Below are 14,736 nucleotides of genomic sequence, written 5' to 3'. Positions count from 1 at the left end.
GCGAGCGACGGTACGCAATAATCTGACTCATAGCTACAGAGAATTAGATTCTTCTAAAAATATATTAGACATCTTTAATGGCCTGGATCAAGCCTCTTGGGTGACAAGACCAGCGGTAAACGCCCGACAAGTTGGCTAAAGATCAAGAGGCGCTCTCCGATGGTAGTGTTGGGATAAACGCCCGTGGACGCGGGAGGGGGGAAACATGCCAGCGAAGCTCTATTCCAGACTTTTGACAACTGTCGCCGCGTCGACTTTGGCCACGAGCACGTTGGCCCAGGAAGTGGCGCATACCGCACAGCCGCAAGCGGTCATTGAGAGCGGCGGGATGGAAGATATTGTCGTTACCGCGGAAAAGCGCGAATCCTCGGTTCAGAAGACTCCTCTGTCGATCACGGCTCTCGATAGCGCTGCATTGTCGAGCCGCGGCATTGTAGACATCAATCAGGTCAGCGGCCTGGTCCCGAGCATGGCGATCAACAACTACGCAGGTACGCCCCGCATCACCATTCGCGGCCTCGGTCTGACGGCATTTGCGCCAGGCTTCGACGGAGCCGTGGCGGTGCATGTTAACGGCGTTTACCTCGCGCACGTGGTCGAGGCGGGAGCGCAATTTCTCGACATGGAAAGAGTCGAGGTTTTGCGCGGTCCTCAGGGAACACTTTATGGCCGCAATGCGACTGGCGGCTCCGTCAACCTGATTACCAAGCGTCCGACCAGCACATTCGAAGCGGGACTCGAGGTGAATGTCGGAAACTATTCCTATCGCGCAGCCGAAGGTTTCGTGAGCGGACCAGTGAACGACAGAATTCGCGCCCGTTTCGCAATTAGGGGGGAGCGTCGCGACGGATTCTCGCTCAATTTGTTTGACGGCAAGCGTTACGACGATTTAGCCCAGTTCGGCTTTCGCGGAAGTCTCGAATTTGATGTCGCTGAGCGACTGCAACTCGCGCTGTCAGGCGATTATTTTTATGGAAACGACCACCAGTATGCCACCCATTTCCTCGGCAACGGCCGGCAGGGCCGGTTCGTTGGTCAGCCCAGTCTCTACAACCAGGAGTTGCCGGCTGTCTTGGCCGGGGGGCAGACAATTCCGCGGAATTCCATCAACGAATCGATTAACCCACGTCTGCTAAATACCGATCGCCCACCTGATTCCATGCGACGTTATTATGGATTCTCTGGAACACTGGACTGGGAACTCAATGACAACGTCAGCCTGAAATCAATCACGTCTTATCGCCATATTTATTACCTGGCTCAGACCGAGCGTGACGCGACAAATGTTTATTTCGCTAACTTCAACCAGTCCGAAAGAGCGCGGCAGTTCAGCGAGGAGTTGCAACTGCTCGGCGATACGGAATCGCTGAAGTGGATAGTCGGCGCTTACTATCTGAATGACCGGATCCTAAATGGATATCAGGAAATCGATTTCGGACCGGCTGCGGGCGCCACGAACGTGACGCCGCCGGACCGTCCCGAAATATTCATGGGGGGGAGTGCTTCGACGAAGGCATATGCAATATTTGCACAGGCGACCTATTCACTAACCCATGCTCTAAGCATCACGCCCGGAATTCGCTATAGCGAAGAAAAGCGAAGCATAGACGAACGGCTCCTAAGGCCTAATCCGGTGGTCGCGGCCACGAATATTGATAGCGCCAGCTTCCATGCCGTCACCCCGAAGCTAGTGTTGCAATATGAACCGACCAGCCGGTTGATGGCTTATGCGTCAGTGTCCAAGGGTTTCAAGAGCGGCGGGTACGCCGTCACGGGGTTGCAGGGCGAGGTCCAGCCCGAAAAACTCTGGGCCTATGAAATCGGCATCAAGTCGAAGCTCTTCAACAATCATTTTCAAACAAATATATCCGCCTTCCATTACGACTATACGAATCTTCAGGTTTCGAAGATTGTCAATAATCGAGCTGTTCTGGAAAATGCGGCTGATGCCACTGTCGACGGAATTGAGTTGGAATTGCGGCTGCTGCCAATCCAGAATCTCGTGATTAGCGGCAGCTTTGCGTATAATGACGCCAAATTCAAAAACTTCGCGACCGTTGATCCCGCCTTCCCGGAACTGCTCAGTCAGGACCTTTCGGGCAAGCGGTTACCAGACTCTTCAAAATACACATTTTCAGTCGCCCCGGCGTATACCATCCCTCTCGGTGATGAAGACAAAATCGTTGTCTCGGGCGAGTATAACTGGCGATCGACGCGTTACTTCACCCCATTTAACCTGAAGAACGCGTACCAGCCCGCTTTCGGAATGCTCAACGCCCGTATCCGTTATGCCGGTTCAGGGGGCAGTTGGTACGCGGAGCTCTGGGGAAAGAATCTTACCAACAAGCTGGCGGTCATAGGCAGCTTTGTGAGCGGTCCTGCCTTCGGCTTTCCGAGGAACGGGCAGTTGGAGGATCCGCGAACTTACGGCATCAGGGTGGGTTTCAAGCTATAGTCCAGCCGAATGCGCCCCTGCATCACTGTAATGCGGGGCTACCTAGTCGGTGACGATTCGATCCGGGGCGACCCATCGATCGTTAGGCGCGGAATCAAGCCAAGACTCTGCCACCCGTCGGTGCCTTCAGAAGTGTCGGATTACCGTGCCCATCGGCACCGGAGCCATAGCGTGGAAGTTCTGACACAATGCCGGGACCACCTCCAAGGAACAGGAAGTCAGTTCTGATCTTTCATGAGCGTGTTCACGAGGAAGGTCACGCGATTGGCCATGAGGTCCGGCCGGCTGAGCGGATCGCTCACGCCATGGCCGCCCTGCTCGTCCTCCAGATAATAGACCGTTGCGCCAACCTCCTCCAGCCGGGCGGACAGCTTGCGGGCATGGCCCGGCCCGACGCGGTTGTCTGAGGTGGCGACTGTGATCAGGAAGGGCGGATATTTCCTCCCGGCGGCGGCATTCTGATAGGGCGAGTAACGGTTGATGACCGCCAGCATAGCAGGATCCTTGGCGTCGCCATATTCGTTCACCCAGGCGGCTCCCATGCCCATATAGGACAGCCGGACCAGGTCGGTGAGCGGAACGTCGCTTACGATAGCGCCGTAAAGCTCGGGATGCCGCGTGCCCATCACGGCGGAAAGAAGCCCACCATTGGACATGCCGAACACACCGATGCGACTCGGGGTAGTGAAGCCCTCCGCAATCAGCGCCTGCGTCACTGCCGCGAAGTCGTCATAGCTGTTCTCGCGCTTTTCGCGGATGGCAGCCTGGTGCCAGGCCTCACCGCGTTCACCGCCACCGCGAATCAGCGGCACCGCAAGCGCGCCGCCGCGATTCAGCCATGAAAGGAGCGATTTTCCGCCGACGCCATGATCGAGATATTCGGGCGTCGTGCTAATGCCGAACGCGCCGTAGCCGGTCATGAGGAGGGGTATTCGCCCCTTGCTGCCGCTCTTCGGCCGAAGCAGATAATAGTCGATCTGCGTGCCGTCTCTGGACGTCGTCGACTTGAGATCGACAGCGAACTTGCTCGCGTCGAACGCGGCCTTTTCGCTGAACAGTGTCGACAGGCCGCTATCGGTCACCAGATCCAGTCGGCTGGGAACGAGATAGCCGGAGCGCTTCAGGATGACGGCGTCGCTGTCCGGATCGGCCGTGTTGAAGCCGATGTTAGTGCCAACCTGCTCCGGCTTGCTACGTTTAGCGGTCCATCCCTCCGCGCCGGCCTTCAGGTACACCAACTGCTGGACGCCGCGCTTGTTCACCACCGTCTTCAGGCCGCTCTTAGTCGCGACCATGCCGAGGAAGGCATCAGTCACGAACTCGTCCTTCACTGGCGCATAGGCGACGGAAAGCCGCTTTCCGGGAGCAATGCCGGGATTGAAGTCATAAGCGACGATGCTTTCCGCCGGTGCAGTCTTGCCTTGGATCGTCGTATCCCGAGCCAATTGGACGAACAGTCGGCCCCCGTTTGCGGCAGGATATCCCATCTTCAGCGCACGCGGGACCGGTAGAGGCTCGACGCTGCCATCCGGGCGGACTGCCAAGTATTCGAACGTCGAGTAATCGATGGCGCGCTGGATAATCCCCATTCGGTTCGGACCATTGCCAGTCGCGCTCAACATCAGCAGCGCATCCGTTGGTTGTGCCGTATAGACGATCTTGGCCGAGGAAAGCGGCGTTCCGCGCTTCCACAGCACGACGGTCCTGGCCCAGCCGGAAGGCAGGGTCGGCACACCGTCCGCCGTGTGCTCCAGCAGCAGCGTGTCGCCATCGATCCACGCCACAAAGGCACGGCTTGCAGGAACGCGGAAGCCGTCGGCCACGAACTTGCCCGTGGCAAGGTCGAACTCCCGTAGTTCGGCTTCGTCGCCGCCGCTAGGCGACAGTTGCAGCATACAGCGGCTATACCCGTCCGGCGAGCAGGCGAGCGTCATCGCGCCGAAGCGGAACTCGAAAGACTTGCCTTCGGTCTTGTTGAGGGCGTCGATGTCCAGAACATCGCGCCACTCGCCCGGCGTGCCGTCTGCCTGCCTGCGGCTGATGGCGAGCACGCCATGGGGATGAGCGGTGCTGCGTTGGAAACGCAGTGCATAGGGACCCATCAGCATGAAGTCGGGCGCGGGATCGCCGGCGGCCAGCGCCGTCTTCAGTTCGGCTAATATTTCCGCGTGCTGGGGCATGGCGGCGATTTTCGCCTGAGCCTGACGGGTCTGCTCGCGCGCCCAATCGAGCGCCCGCGCTTCTGTGGGAGCTTCCAGCCATTGATAGGCGTCCTGAGCCGCAACCGGCCCTGAGACAGCGCTGGCGGCCAGGAGCATTGCCTTGACGATCTTCATTTACATCTCCGGGGCTTGCAGCAGTTCGATTGCGTTCAGAAGGGTTAGCGCGCCTCGCCTTGCCCCTTCAGATATTTTTCGAACCAGGACACCGTCCGCTCGGCGGCATCGATCTGGTTCTCGCGCTTGAGAAAGCCGTGCCCTTCTTCGGCATAGACTTTGGACTCGACCGTTTTGCCTGCCTGCTTCAGCACGTCGACAATCTGTTCCGCCTCATGCGCGGGCACGCGAATGTCGTTCGCACCCTGGAGCACCAGGAGCGGCGCCTTGGTGTCGCGCAGATAGGTGAGCGGACTGACTCGGGCATAGACATCCTTGTCCTTGTCCGGGTCCCCGATAAGGCCGCGTTGATATTCGCGAAGCGCGGGCGATCCCCGCTCCCACATCGTGTTCCAGTTGACGATGCCATATTGCTCGACTCCAGCCGCCCAGAAATCGGGCATGCGCGCCACCGCCATGACCGTCATGAAGCCGCCATAGGAGCCACCGGTGATGCCGATTTTCTTGGGGTCGGCATAGCCCGACTCGACGAGGAACTTCGCCGCCCATGCCTCATCCTCAAGATCCCTGCCACCAAGGTCGCGCCGGTTTGCCTCCTCAAACGCGCGACCATATCCGGTCGAACCGCGCACGTTCGGCGCGATCACCATATAGCCCCGCGAAGCCAGGGCCGTCGCGGTCCGGTCGAATTCGTCCTGCGTCTGGCTGGTAGGTCCGCCGTGAGCGAGCACCACGACAGGCGCCGAACCGTCCCGCTTCAAATTCCACGGCATCCAGAGGACTGCGCTTACGACCGTGCCGTCCGCGCTCTTGTAGCGGATGATGCTGGTGCGCGGCAGCGTGTCGGGGTTGATGCTGGCGAGGCCCAGCTTCGTCAGGCGGCGGGTGCTGCCGCTCGCCAGGTCGAGCGTCCAATAGTCGAACGGCGAACCGCCCGAGGAGTGCGGGAACAGAAGCTGGCGGCCGTCGGGCGAAAATGCCGGAAGCTCGCCGAAATAGTCGCTGACATGTCCATCCGGCAGAGGGAGACGCCGCGATGTCCGGCCAACCATATCATAGGCGTACACTTCGTTCCGGCCATCCACATTGGCAATGGCGAGTGCCATTTTCCCATCAGGAGAGATCGCCCCCGCCTCCTGCGGCCATTCGCTCGGCTGCATGGGCGCGCGAGCGCCGCTTGCCAGGTCGAGCAGTACCGCCTGGCGGATGCCGGCCGCGTTTTCGCTCGTGAGGGCTAGCGTCTTTCCATCCGGCGAGAGGGCGCTTGCGGCCTCATAGGGCTGGCCTTTGCCCCCGGCGACCTGCATCGCTGCGCCGCTGGTCACGTCGATACGCCAGACGCTGCTTTCCGTCTGGCTGGCATTGGCCCTGTTTGCATAAACGAAACGACCGTCGGGGCTGAAGGCTTTTGCGAACCAGTAGGTGCCGGCGACCTTTTCCTGCGTCAAAAGGCGAACTTTCCGGTCGGTGAGCGACATCAGCGCCAGGTTTGTGCTGGGTTCGGTCGCCACGCGGCGGTTGAAGGCAACCTCTTTCGAATCTGGGCTGATCGCGAAGGGCCCGGTGTCGGTCGCATCCTGCGACGCGGTGAGATTGACCGCCGCGCCACCGCTCGCCGGAATAGAGAAGATGTCATAGATCTCGCGCCCGCCGATATCGCTGGCATAAAGGAGCGTGCGACCGTCCGGCGTCACCGCCGGATAGAAGCTCTTGTCCTCCGATTGCTGGAGTTGAAGAGGGAAGCCGCCATTAGGGAAGACGCGCCACAGGTTCATGCGGCCGGTAAGGTCAGTCGACACGACCACCTGCCCGTCGGGAGTCCAGGTAGCGAACCAGCTCGAACGCGTGAAGAACAGGTCCGGGATCGGCACCGGGCCGACATCGTCCCGCGACGGCGACACGAGGCTGCGCGGATCGGTCAAGGGCCGATCTGGAGCCCCCCGAAGAACCGCCGTCCCGGGGCGGCCAGGATCGAGCTTGATGTCTTGAGCAAAGCTCCCTCCGGCCGAAGCAAGAAGGAGCGTGGCGGTGATGACTTTGCGCATGATCCTGACCATTTCCCTTAGCGCGCCGGACCGCCGAAGGTGGCGCTGAGTTCGACACCGAAGGTCCGCGGCCGCAGGCGGGTCGAAGTGATGTCCAGATCGGTGGCCGAGATCGGCTGAACGGTGCGGAAGCTCGTCGCCCCGTTTTCGTTCGTCAGATTGTCGACGAACAGCGCGAGCGAGATGCGCTCCCACTCCGCGCCGACGCGCGCATTGACCCGGTGGATATGGTCGCCGGGGAGATAGCCTGGAAAGGAGGTGAACCGGCGCGGGCTGCTATATTCCCATCCCACATGCCCGAAACCAGTGACGCTGTCGGATATGGGCGCGCGGTAATCGGCCGTCGCGTTGGCAGTATATTTCGACACGTCGTCCACCATGCCGCCTTTGACGATACCCGTCCCCAGCACGGCGGCCGAATAGGTCGCGTCATTGTAGGACCCGTTTGCCATGAGCGTCAGACCCTCCACGGGGCGTAGGGCCGCGCTCAGCTCGATGCCCTTGGTTGTAGTGCCTTTCGAGTTGATGAGGCCGTTGAAGCCGGAGGTGCCGATCGGGATGCGGACGGTCACGTCCTTCCAGTCACTGTAATAGACTGCGGCTTCCAGGGTGAGCGTGCGGCCGAATAGTTCCGCCTTGCCGCCCAGTTCATAAGTCCAGATCGAATCCTGCGCCAGCGCGTCGGGAAGATCGATGCCAAGCGGGCCCGCCAGGGCGGAAGAGATAGTCGGCTGCAACTGACCGGCGCGAAAACCCTTGGCGGCGCTTGCATAGATGGTGGCGTTCGTCATGGGATGCCACGCGATGGAGAAGCGGGGGTTCCAGCTCTTGTACGTATCGCCTGGCTGGTCGGTTATCATGCCGGAATTGGCTTCGAAACCATGGAGCTTTTCGCGATAATAGCGCAGGCCTGCAGTCAGATCGACAGGCGCAAAAGGCAGCGTATAGGTCGCCTCGCCAAACAGGGCGCGGGCCTTGCTCGTCACTTCGCTGGCATTATCAATGGCGAACAAGGGGAACAGGAAGATGTCCGTGCGCTTGGCGTCGCGCAAGTAGCCGCCGACCGTCCATTGGAAAGGCCCGGTCCCAGATGATGCCAGGCGGGCTTCGTGGGCGTCGACCTTGATGCCAATGGCAGAGGTGAGGATCCCGCCCGCCGCCGGACCGGATTGGGGCAGATCGAACTTGCTGTGCGAATAGCCGTAAAATGCTTCGGCTCCGCCAAGATCGTAACGGGCGCTCACGCCATAAAGGCGGTACTTGACGCCGGTTGCCAGAACCGTGGCGCGCGACTGCTGCCCGTCGTCCGTCGCAGTGGAATCGCCGCCGGGAAATTCGCCCTTGTAGAACCAGTAGCTGCCGGCGATTGAAAGGCGTTCGAAGGGGTCGAAGCGAGCCTTCGCGCGGAAGGTCGTGAACGTCTGGTCGTTTAGGTTGCGCGTTCCTGCGGCGTCATTATCCACCCAGCCCGGCAGGCGCTCGGCCGTACCGGCGACGCGCACGGCCAGTACGCCAGGCATGATCGGCGCGTTGAACGCGCCCTTGATGCCCCTGTTCGTACCGCCGTCCTTGGTGCTCGACAGATAAGCCGAACCCTTGGCCTCCCAATTTTCGAGATCCGCGCCCTTGGTGAGGATGCGCACCGTACCGCCGAGCGATCCTTCGCCGAACAGCGTTCCTTGCGGCCCGCGCAGGATTTCGACGCGATCCAGATCCCAGGCGCGCACGTCGGGCGACAGTGGAACCGTCACGCCGGTGAACGGCAGATCATCGAGATAATAGCCATTTTCGTTGGCGCCCAGCGAACTGGAGATACCACGGATCGTGATCTTCGATATGCCATTGCCGCGATCGTAGATGCCTACGCCCGGCGCCTCCTGAAGGAAGTCGGCCAGATTCTGGACGCCGCGCTGTTCAAGGTTGCTTCCGCTGACCGCCGAAATGGCGATGGGCACATCGATGGCGCGCTCCTCGCGCTTGCGGGCGGTGACGACGATCTCACCCACCTCGGATGCAGCCGTCGGAGCGGGTCCTTCCTGCGCGAGAACGGAAAGTGGCATCAAACCTGCCAGAAGTGCAACAACAGAGCATGTGTTCCTGATACGCGTCATCGAAATGCCTCCCTCTATGCTATTGGAGGCATGACGCGCGTGAACCTCCGAGGGACAGCAAGTTGCAAAAAAATTTCAGGACGGCGACATTTTCGCGTCAATCAGCGGAATAAAAAGCTCATTTCGAGGCCGTAAGTTCGTGGGCGTGGGCGAGTGGCGACGATATCACTCGCGATCGGCTGAACCGTGCGGGCACTTTCCCCGCCCGTTTCGTTGGTCAGGTTGTCGACGAACAGGGCGATGGAATAGCGCCGCGCTTCGACCCCCAATCGAGCGCCGACCAAATCGATCCGGTCGCCTGGCAGATAGCGGCCGAAGGCCGAGAGCCGGCGTGGGCTGCTATGCTGCCAGTCCATGCGGCCAAAGCCGGTCAGCACGTCGGTAAGGCTTGTCCGATACTCCGCCGATGCGCTGGCCGTGAACCTCGCGACATCCTCCACCGCGGCGCCAGCCACGATGCCCGTCCCCGGTACGGAACCCGAATAGACAGCATCCACATAGGTCCCCGACGCTGTCAGCACCAGGCCGGCGGCAGGCCGGACCGCGGCGCTGGCTTCTAAGCCCAAGGTTCGGCTGCCCTTGGAGTTGAGCAGTCCGTTATAGCCCGTATCCCCGATAGGAACCCGAACCGCCACATTCTTCCAGTCGCTACGATACAAGGCGCCTTCCAACGTGAGCAGACGATCGAACAGCTCCGCCTTGCCGCCCAGCTCATAGGTCCAGACCGAATCCTGCTCCAACATGGGGGGCAGGCCGGGAGCCAAAGCCTGGGCAACGGTCGGCTGCAACTGGCCGGACCGGAATCCCTTCGCCGCGCTGACATAGACGATGGCGGTGGGCAAAGGATGCCAAGCGAGCGAGAAACGCGGGTTCCAGCTTTCATAGGCTCTGGCGCGCCGGGCGGGCGGAAGACCCGCATCGCTTTCCAGACCGGTGATCCGCTCGCGATAATAGCGAAGCCCAGCAGTCACATCGACGGGCACGAAGGGCAGCGTGTAGGTCGCCTCGCCGAACAGCGCGCGCGCCTGGCTCTTCACGTCGACCAGATAGTCGATGTTGAGCGATGGATATTTGAAGTCGTCATGGCGGATCGCGTCGCGAAGATAGGCGCCGACCGTCCACTGCAGCGGCCCCTTGCGGGTGGAGGAGAGCCTGGCTTCGTGCGCATCGAGCTTGATCTTGATAAAGGAATGGAGTTGGCCGCCGCTCGCCAGGCCGGACTGCGGCAGGGTGAAATTGCCGTGCGAGTAGCCGTAAAAGGCTTCGGCGCCGCCGAGATCGTAGCGGGCGCTCAGGCCATGGAGGCGATATTTGACGGTTGAGGACAGGACCGTCGATCGTGATTGCTGGCCATCGTCCGTTGCGGTGGCATCTCCTCCCGGAAAGCTGCCCTTGTAGAACCAGTAGCTGCCTGCGATCGACAGGCGGTCAGTCGGGTCCAGACGAGCTTTGCTCCGGAAGGTCGTGACTTTCTGGTCGTTGAGATCGTGCCTGCCCGTCGCCTCATCGTCTATCCAGCCCGGCAGGCGCTCCGCCGTACCGGCCAGCCGGATGGCCAGTATGCCGGGGATGATCGGGGCGTTGACCGCGACCTTCACCCCCCGGTTCATGCCGCCTCCGTCCGTCTGCGAGACATAGGCCGATGCCTTGCCTTCCCAGCGGTCGAGGTCCGCGCCCCGGGTGAGTGTGCGGATGGTTCCGCCGAGCGACCCTTCGCCGAACAGCGTGCCCTGGGGGCCGCGCAGCACTTCCACCCGCTCCAGGTCCCAGGCCCGCACGTCGGGCGAAATCGGGACGTTCACTCCCGTAAAAGGCAGATCGTCCAGATAATAGCCATTTTCGTTGCCGCCCAGTGAGGTGGATATGCCGCGAATGGTGACCTTCAGCACTCCATTGCCATAGTCGTAGATCCCGACGCCCGGAAACTGCTGGAGGAAATCGGCCACGCTGCGAACCCCGCGCCGCTCCAGCGAGAGCCCGGTCGCGACCGAAATCGCCACAGGAACATCGATCGCTCGTTCGTCACGCTTTCGTGCGGTGACGACGATCTCGGACGGCGACGGCTCCGGGGGAAGAGGCCGGACTTTTTCCGTGGCCGAAGCGCGAACAGTAACGACCTTGGCCGTGACGATGAACAGGCCAGAGGCGGTTTGCATGTAAGTGAGGCCGGAACCGGCCAGCAGCTTTGTCATCGCCGCTTCGGGCGTCATTGTCGCTACCAGCCGGCGCGATCTTTTCCCCCTGACGAGAGTGGCGTCGAACGCCACCTGTCTGCCAGAAGTCGCGGCGAATGCCCGCAGCGCGGTACCAAGGTCCTGCGCCGGTATCTCGAATCGTACCGGCTGGGATGCTGCCGTGATTGGAAAGGCTAGCGCAAGTACGGCGGTCGAAACCACCAAGGGCTTCAGCGGCACGCCTGCCTAGCTCCCCACAGCGTCCATGCCGTCGATCGGCCCTGCCCTCATGGTTTTGACAATTGCACCTTTCCGTCTCGGCGTTCAGCGCGAACACCGCTCAGATGGCGCAGAGCCTCGACGAAGCCGGTGGAGCTCGAGGTGTCGAATACACCCGTTACCTTCACCGCAGCCGCGCCGCGATCCGCAACCACCAATGGCTCCGACAGATAGCGGTTCATACGCTCCACCGCCAGCGCAAGAGGCTCGTCATCGAAGCTGACCCGTCCCTGCCCCCAGTCGGGAAGATTTGGAGCCTTGATGATCGCCGCCGCCCCCTTCCCGATCGCCGGCAGAGTCAACTCATGGCCAGGCTCGAGAAGTTCTTCCATCCCGCCCTTGTGTATAGCCGCGTCCCCCAGACCCCAGTCACGGCCAAGGACGACGGTGACCTGGCCCTGGTAGAGCACCACATGGACTTCGCTGCCAAGCTTCTCAACGCTGAACGAAGTGCCGGTAGCGACTACCACCTTATCCCCCACTGCGACCGTGAACGGCCGGACAGGGTTATGGGCGACGTCGAAACGGGCGCGGCCCCTGTTGAGCACCAGGGCGCGGCGCTGCGAATCGAAGGTCGTGTCCACGCTGCTGTCGGCGTCGAGCGAAAGCCTCGACCCGTCTTCCAGCATAGCCACCTGCGTTTCGCCGATGCCGGTGCGGTATGCCTCGGTGTTCGGAGTCGTCAGCCAGAACGCAACCGCTGCGGCCGCCGCGCTGGCAACGGCGATCATACCTGCGATGCGCCCTCCTATATTGGCCGGCTTACGCAATCGCGGCGCGGCAGCTTCCCGATAGGAAGCGAGCGCTTCCGCGCGCATGTGCACCACCTCGGGCGAACTGGCGATGGCTTCGGTCACGTCCCATATCTCGGCCGCGCGCCGGAATGCCTCATGGTTTTCGGGATCTTCCATCCACTCGTCCAACTCCGCGCGGCGAGCCAGCGGCAGTTCTCCCGCGGAAAGGTCCAAATACCAGGCCGCCGCTTCCTCGTCGCGGTCAGGCTTCATGTCATTTCCGACCATCCTCATCGTTCTTCCCTCAGGGCGCGGGCGAGCGCGGCCATGGCTTTGGCAACCTGTTGCTTGACCGCGCTTGCGGAAATCCCGAAGGCCGAAGCGATATCGTTCTGACTGATCTTCTCAAACCGATAGAGGATGAAGATCGAGCGGGTCCGCTCTGGTAAATCGGCCAATGCGGACATCGCGATGGTCAGTCGCTGCTGCCCCTCCAGAATTGCATGCGCGTCAAGCGGGTCATGATGCCGGTCCTGCTCGGCGCTGATGGCGTCTCTGTACCGGTCTCGCACCACGTTTCGGCGTTGTCGATCGATCAGGAGATTCTGCGCGATCTGGAATATATAGCTGTCGGCACGGCCCTCCCCCCGCTCCAGCACGCGGATGAACGCCTCCTGGGTCAGGTCCTCGGCTTCCGCGTGATTGCGAAGCCGGCGTAGAAAGAAGGCCCTGAGAGCGGGCTCCCATCTGCGTGCGAGAGCGTCCGGGGAAGGGTCTGAATCCTTCATCGCGAGATGGCCAACATATCTCATGGTAGCGTAAGACGTATCAGAGCTCAATTGGGACAGTGCGACAGCTGCAACCACGGACCAGCCCGTCATGTGCGCCTGCAACGTTTCAAGTCTCCTTGGACGTAGGAGGCGCTCGCCAGAAATGCGGTACGACCATGTGCCAGACGAGTCCCGCAAGGATCAGCGCCAATCCCACGAGCCAAATGGCGGGCGGAACCCAGAAGGCAAGGAACAGGCAAGCCGACAATCCGGCAACAGCGATCCAGCGCGGGTAAAGCCGATTCTCTCGTGGGAGGCGTAGCGCGGCGAGGTTGGTGATCGCATAGTAGATCAGCACGCTGAACGCGCTGAACGCCCAGGTCGTCTCGAGGCTCCCGCCCAGCGACAGTACCCCAACGGCAACCCCGACGAGCATCACGGCACTAGCCGGCGCCCGTCCATCACCGGCAATGCGTGCGAAGAGCGGTGGCGCATCGCCCTGCCTTCCCATAGCAAGTAAAACCCGCGAGAGACCAATAATGAGGTTGAGAAGGACGCCGAGCATCGCGGTGATCGCGCCTGCCGCGACCAGTTCCGGTACGAACGGCAGGTCGAAGCTGTGCGCGACGGCTTCGAGCGGCGTAGCTTGCTCAGCCGCTGATCCGGCAAATCGCTCGGCGCCGACCGACCCGATTGCGACCGCCGCTATCAAGATGTAGAGGGCGGCGGCTATACTAAGCGTGATGATGATCGCGCGCGGAATGCTCTTCCGAGGGTCTTTGACTTCCTCCCCAAGCGTCGCAATTCGCGCATAGCCGGTATAGGCGACGAACATCAGCGCCGTCGCATAGAAGAATCCGTGCAACGCCGATCCGTTCACATCCGGGAAAAAGGGAGCAAAGTTGTCCCTGCCCTGTATGGCTGAGGGAAATCCTGCCAAGATAAATACAAAGAGCGCGAGAAGTGTCACTGAAACGATCGCGATGTTCATTGCGCTTGAACGCCTGAGACCGGCCAGAACGAGGACCGTGAACAAAGCGATGGCGCCGAGTGCTATCCACTGCATCGCGCTTTGGCCATCCCCGAGAAGGCGCAGCAGATAGCCAGCAAAGCCGAGCGCCGCGGTCGCCGCCGAGGCCGTCTTGGCGCACAGGAACATCCATCCCGCGGTAAACCCGAAAGCTGGCGTTAAATAGCGATAGCCATATTCATATGTTCCGCCGCTGACGGCATGACTTGCCGCAAGTTGCGCGCTCGAGAGCGCATTGCCCATGGCGACAAACGCGGCAAGAATGATCGCGAGGACCGTAGCCGGTCCGGCTGCTCCCGCCGCGATACCGATACTGACGAAGACCCCGGTGCCCACCATCGAGCCCAGACCCATCATCGTTGCTCCGCCGAGCCCAAGCTCACGCCGCAGCCTTTGCGGCCGCTCTTCGGTCATAGCGGTGCGTCTCCACTAAGACGGGTTAGGTCATCGATTCGTCAGTCCTTGCTGAGAAGCGAGGTTCCCGCATTGCGGGTGAAGGAAAAAGGGATTGGCGACGCCCTTTGAGATCAGATACCTCTCGCGTGCTTGCCGCCGTAGCGCTGGCCAATGTAGCTTGTGAGCCGCTGCATGTCCTGAGAGGCCGCAAGCGCGCTTTCCGGGCAGCAAGGCAAGGGCTCGTCGGCCATGCCTGCCGCGCGGAGCGAGACTTTCCGGCAGAGTTCTTCAATATCGGCCCGGCTCAATATGTTCTTTTCCCGCAGCAAGCACAGCAAGCTCTGCAGGATGACCAGGCTTTCCTCGCCTGGATTGGGGGCCGAATAATTCATGACGTCGCTCTCCT

The 14,736-nt window shown here is 61.2% G+C and carries 9 protein-coding genes; 1 reads left to right on the top strand and 8 read right to left on the bottom strand.

Annotation, left to right across the window (positions count from 1 at the left end; translation table 11 throughout):
- The first annotated feature begins 205 nt into the window (after positions 1 to 205).
- Positions 206 to 2,455: a TonB-dependent receptor gene (locus VJS46_RS10915; protein WP_324060079.1), complete on the top strand. Its 2,250-nt coding sequence runs from the start codon at positions 206 to 208 to the stop codon at positions 2,453 to 2,455.
- 218 nt (positions 2,456 to 2,673) lie between these two features.
- Here the strand turns inward: VJS46_RS10915 and VJS46_RS10910 are convergent, their stop codons facing one another.
- The 8 genes from VJS46_RS10910 to VJS46_RS10875 all read right to left on the bottom strand — a co-directional run bounded on the left by VJS46_RS10910 (position 2,674) and on the right by VJS46_RS10875 (position 14,722).
- Positions 2,674 to 4,791, bottom strand: a complete 2,118-nt coding sequence (locus VJS46_RS10910) for a prolyl oligopeptidase family serine peptidase (protein ID WP_324060078.1) — start codon at positions 4,789 to 4,791, stop codon at positions 2,674 to 2,676.
- Between the two features lie 44 nt (positions 4,792 to 4,835).
- Complete coding sequence (locus VJS46_RS10905) at positions 4,836 to 6,836, bottom strand: S9 family peptidase (RefSeq protein WP_324060077.1); 2,001 nt, start codon at positions 6,834 to 6,836, stop codon at positions 4,836 to 4,838.
- A 17-nt stretch (positions 6,837 to 6,853) separates the two neighbouring features.
- Positions 6,854 to 8,896 carry a TonB-dependent receptor gene (locus tag VJS46_RS10900; RefSeq protein ID WP_324060076.1) on the bottom strand — a complete coding sequence of 681 codons (2,043 nt, stop codon included), beginning with the start codon at positions 8,894 to 8,896 and terminating at the stop codon, positions 6,854 to 6,856.
- A 152-nt stretch (positions 8,897 to 9,048) separates the two neighbouring features.
- Positions 9,049 to 11,361 carry a TonB-dependent receptor gene (locus VJS46_RS10895; RefSeq protein ID WP_324060075.1) on the bottom strand — a complete coding sequence of 771 codons (2,313 nt, stop codon included), beginning with the start codon at positions 11,359 to 11,361 and terminating at the stop codon, positions 9,049 to 9,051.
- A gap of 47 nt (positions 11,362 to 11,408) precedes the next feature.
- On the bottom strand, positions 11,409 to 12,428 hold the full coding sequence (locus VJS46_RS10890; RefSeq protein WP_324060074.1) for a FecR family protein: 1,020 nt from the start codon (positions 12,426 to 12,428) through the stop codon (positions 11,409 to 11,411).
- On the bottom strand, positions 12,425 to 12,946 hold the full coding sequence (locus tag VJS46_RS10885) for a sigma-70 family RNA polymerase sigma factor (RefSeq protein WP_324060073.1): 522 nt from the start codon (positions 12,944 to 12,946) through the stop codon (positions 12,425 to 12,427). Before VJS46_RS10885 ends, VJS46_RS10890 begins: the two co-directional genes overlap by 4 nt.
- An 85-nt stretch (positions 12,947 to 13,031) precedes the next feature.
- Positions 13,032 to 14,348, bottom strand: coding sequence for an APC family permease (locus VJS46_RS10880; protein ID WP_324060072.1), 1,317 nt, complete (start codon positions 14,346 to 14,348; stop codon positions 13,032 to 13,034).
- Between the two features lie 113 nt (positions 14,349 to 14,461).
- Positions 14,462 to 14,722, bottom strand: coding sequence for a hypothetical protein (locus VJS46_RS10875; protein ID WP_324060070.1), 261 nt, complete (start codon positions 14,720 to 14,722; stop codon positions 14,462 to 14,464).
- Positions 14,723 to 14,736: the final 14 nt, after the last annotated feature.

Source organism: Rhizorhapis sp. (assembly GCF_035276005.1).
Lineage (GTDB): Bacteria > Pseudomonadota > Alphaproteobacteria > Sphingomonadales > Sphingomonadaceae > Rhizorhapis.
Note: the sequence above shows the minus strand (reverse complement) of the source record. Positions and strands in the feature narration are given on the sequence as shown.

Excerpts from the sequence above, each read along its gene's own strand:
- VJS46_RS10885 (WP_324060073.1), bottom strand. The coding sequence starts at position 12,946 with ATGAGATATGTTGGCCATCTCGCGATGAAGGATTCAGACCCTTCCCCG.
- VJS46_RS10905 (WP_324060077.1), bottom strand. The coding sequence starts at position 6,836 with ATGCGCAAAGTCATCACCGCCACGCTCCTTCTTGCTTCGGCCGGAGGG.
- VJS46_RS10915 (WP_324060079.1), top strand. The coding sequence starts at position 206 with ATGCCAGCGAAGCTCTATTCCAGACTTTTGACAACTGTCGCCGCGTCG.
- VJS46_RS10900 (WP_324060076.1), bottom strand. The coding sequence starts at position 8,896 with ATGCCACTTTCCGTTCTCGCGCAGGAAGGACCCGCTCCGACGGCTGCA.
- VJS46_RS10890 (WP_324060074.1), bottom strand. The coding sequence starts at position 12,428 with ATGAGGATGGTCGGAAATGACATGAAGCCTGACCGCGACGAGGAAGCG.
- VJS46_RS10910 (WP_324060078.1), bottom strand. The coding sequence starts at position 4,791 with ATGAAGATCGTCAAGGCAATGCTCCTGGCCGCCAGCGCTGTCTCAGGG.
- VJS46_RS10880 (WP_324060072.1), bottom strand. The coding sequence starts at position 14,348 with ATGACCGAAGAGCGGCCGCAAAGGCTGCGGCGTGAGCTTGGGCTCGGC.
- VJS46_RS10875 (WP_324060070.1), bottom strand. The coding sequence starts at position 14,722 with ATGAATTATTCGGCCCCCAATCCAGGCGAGGAAAGCCTGGTCATCCTG.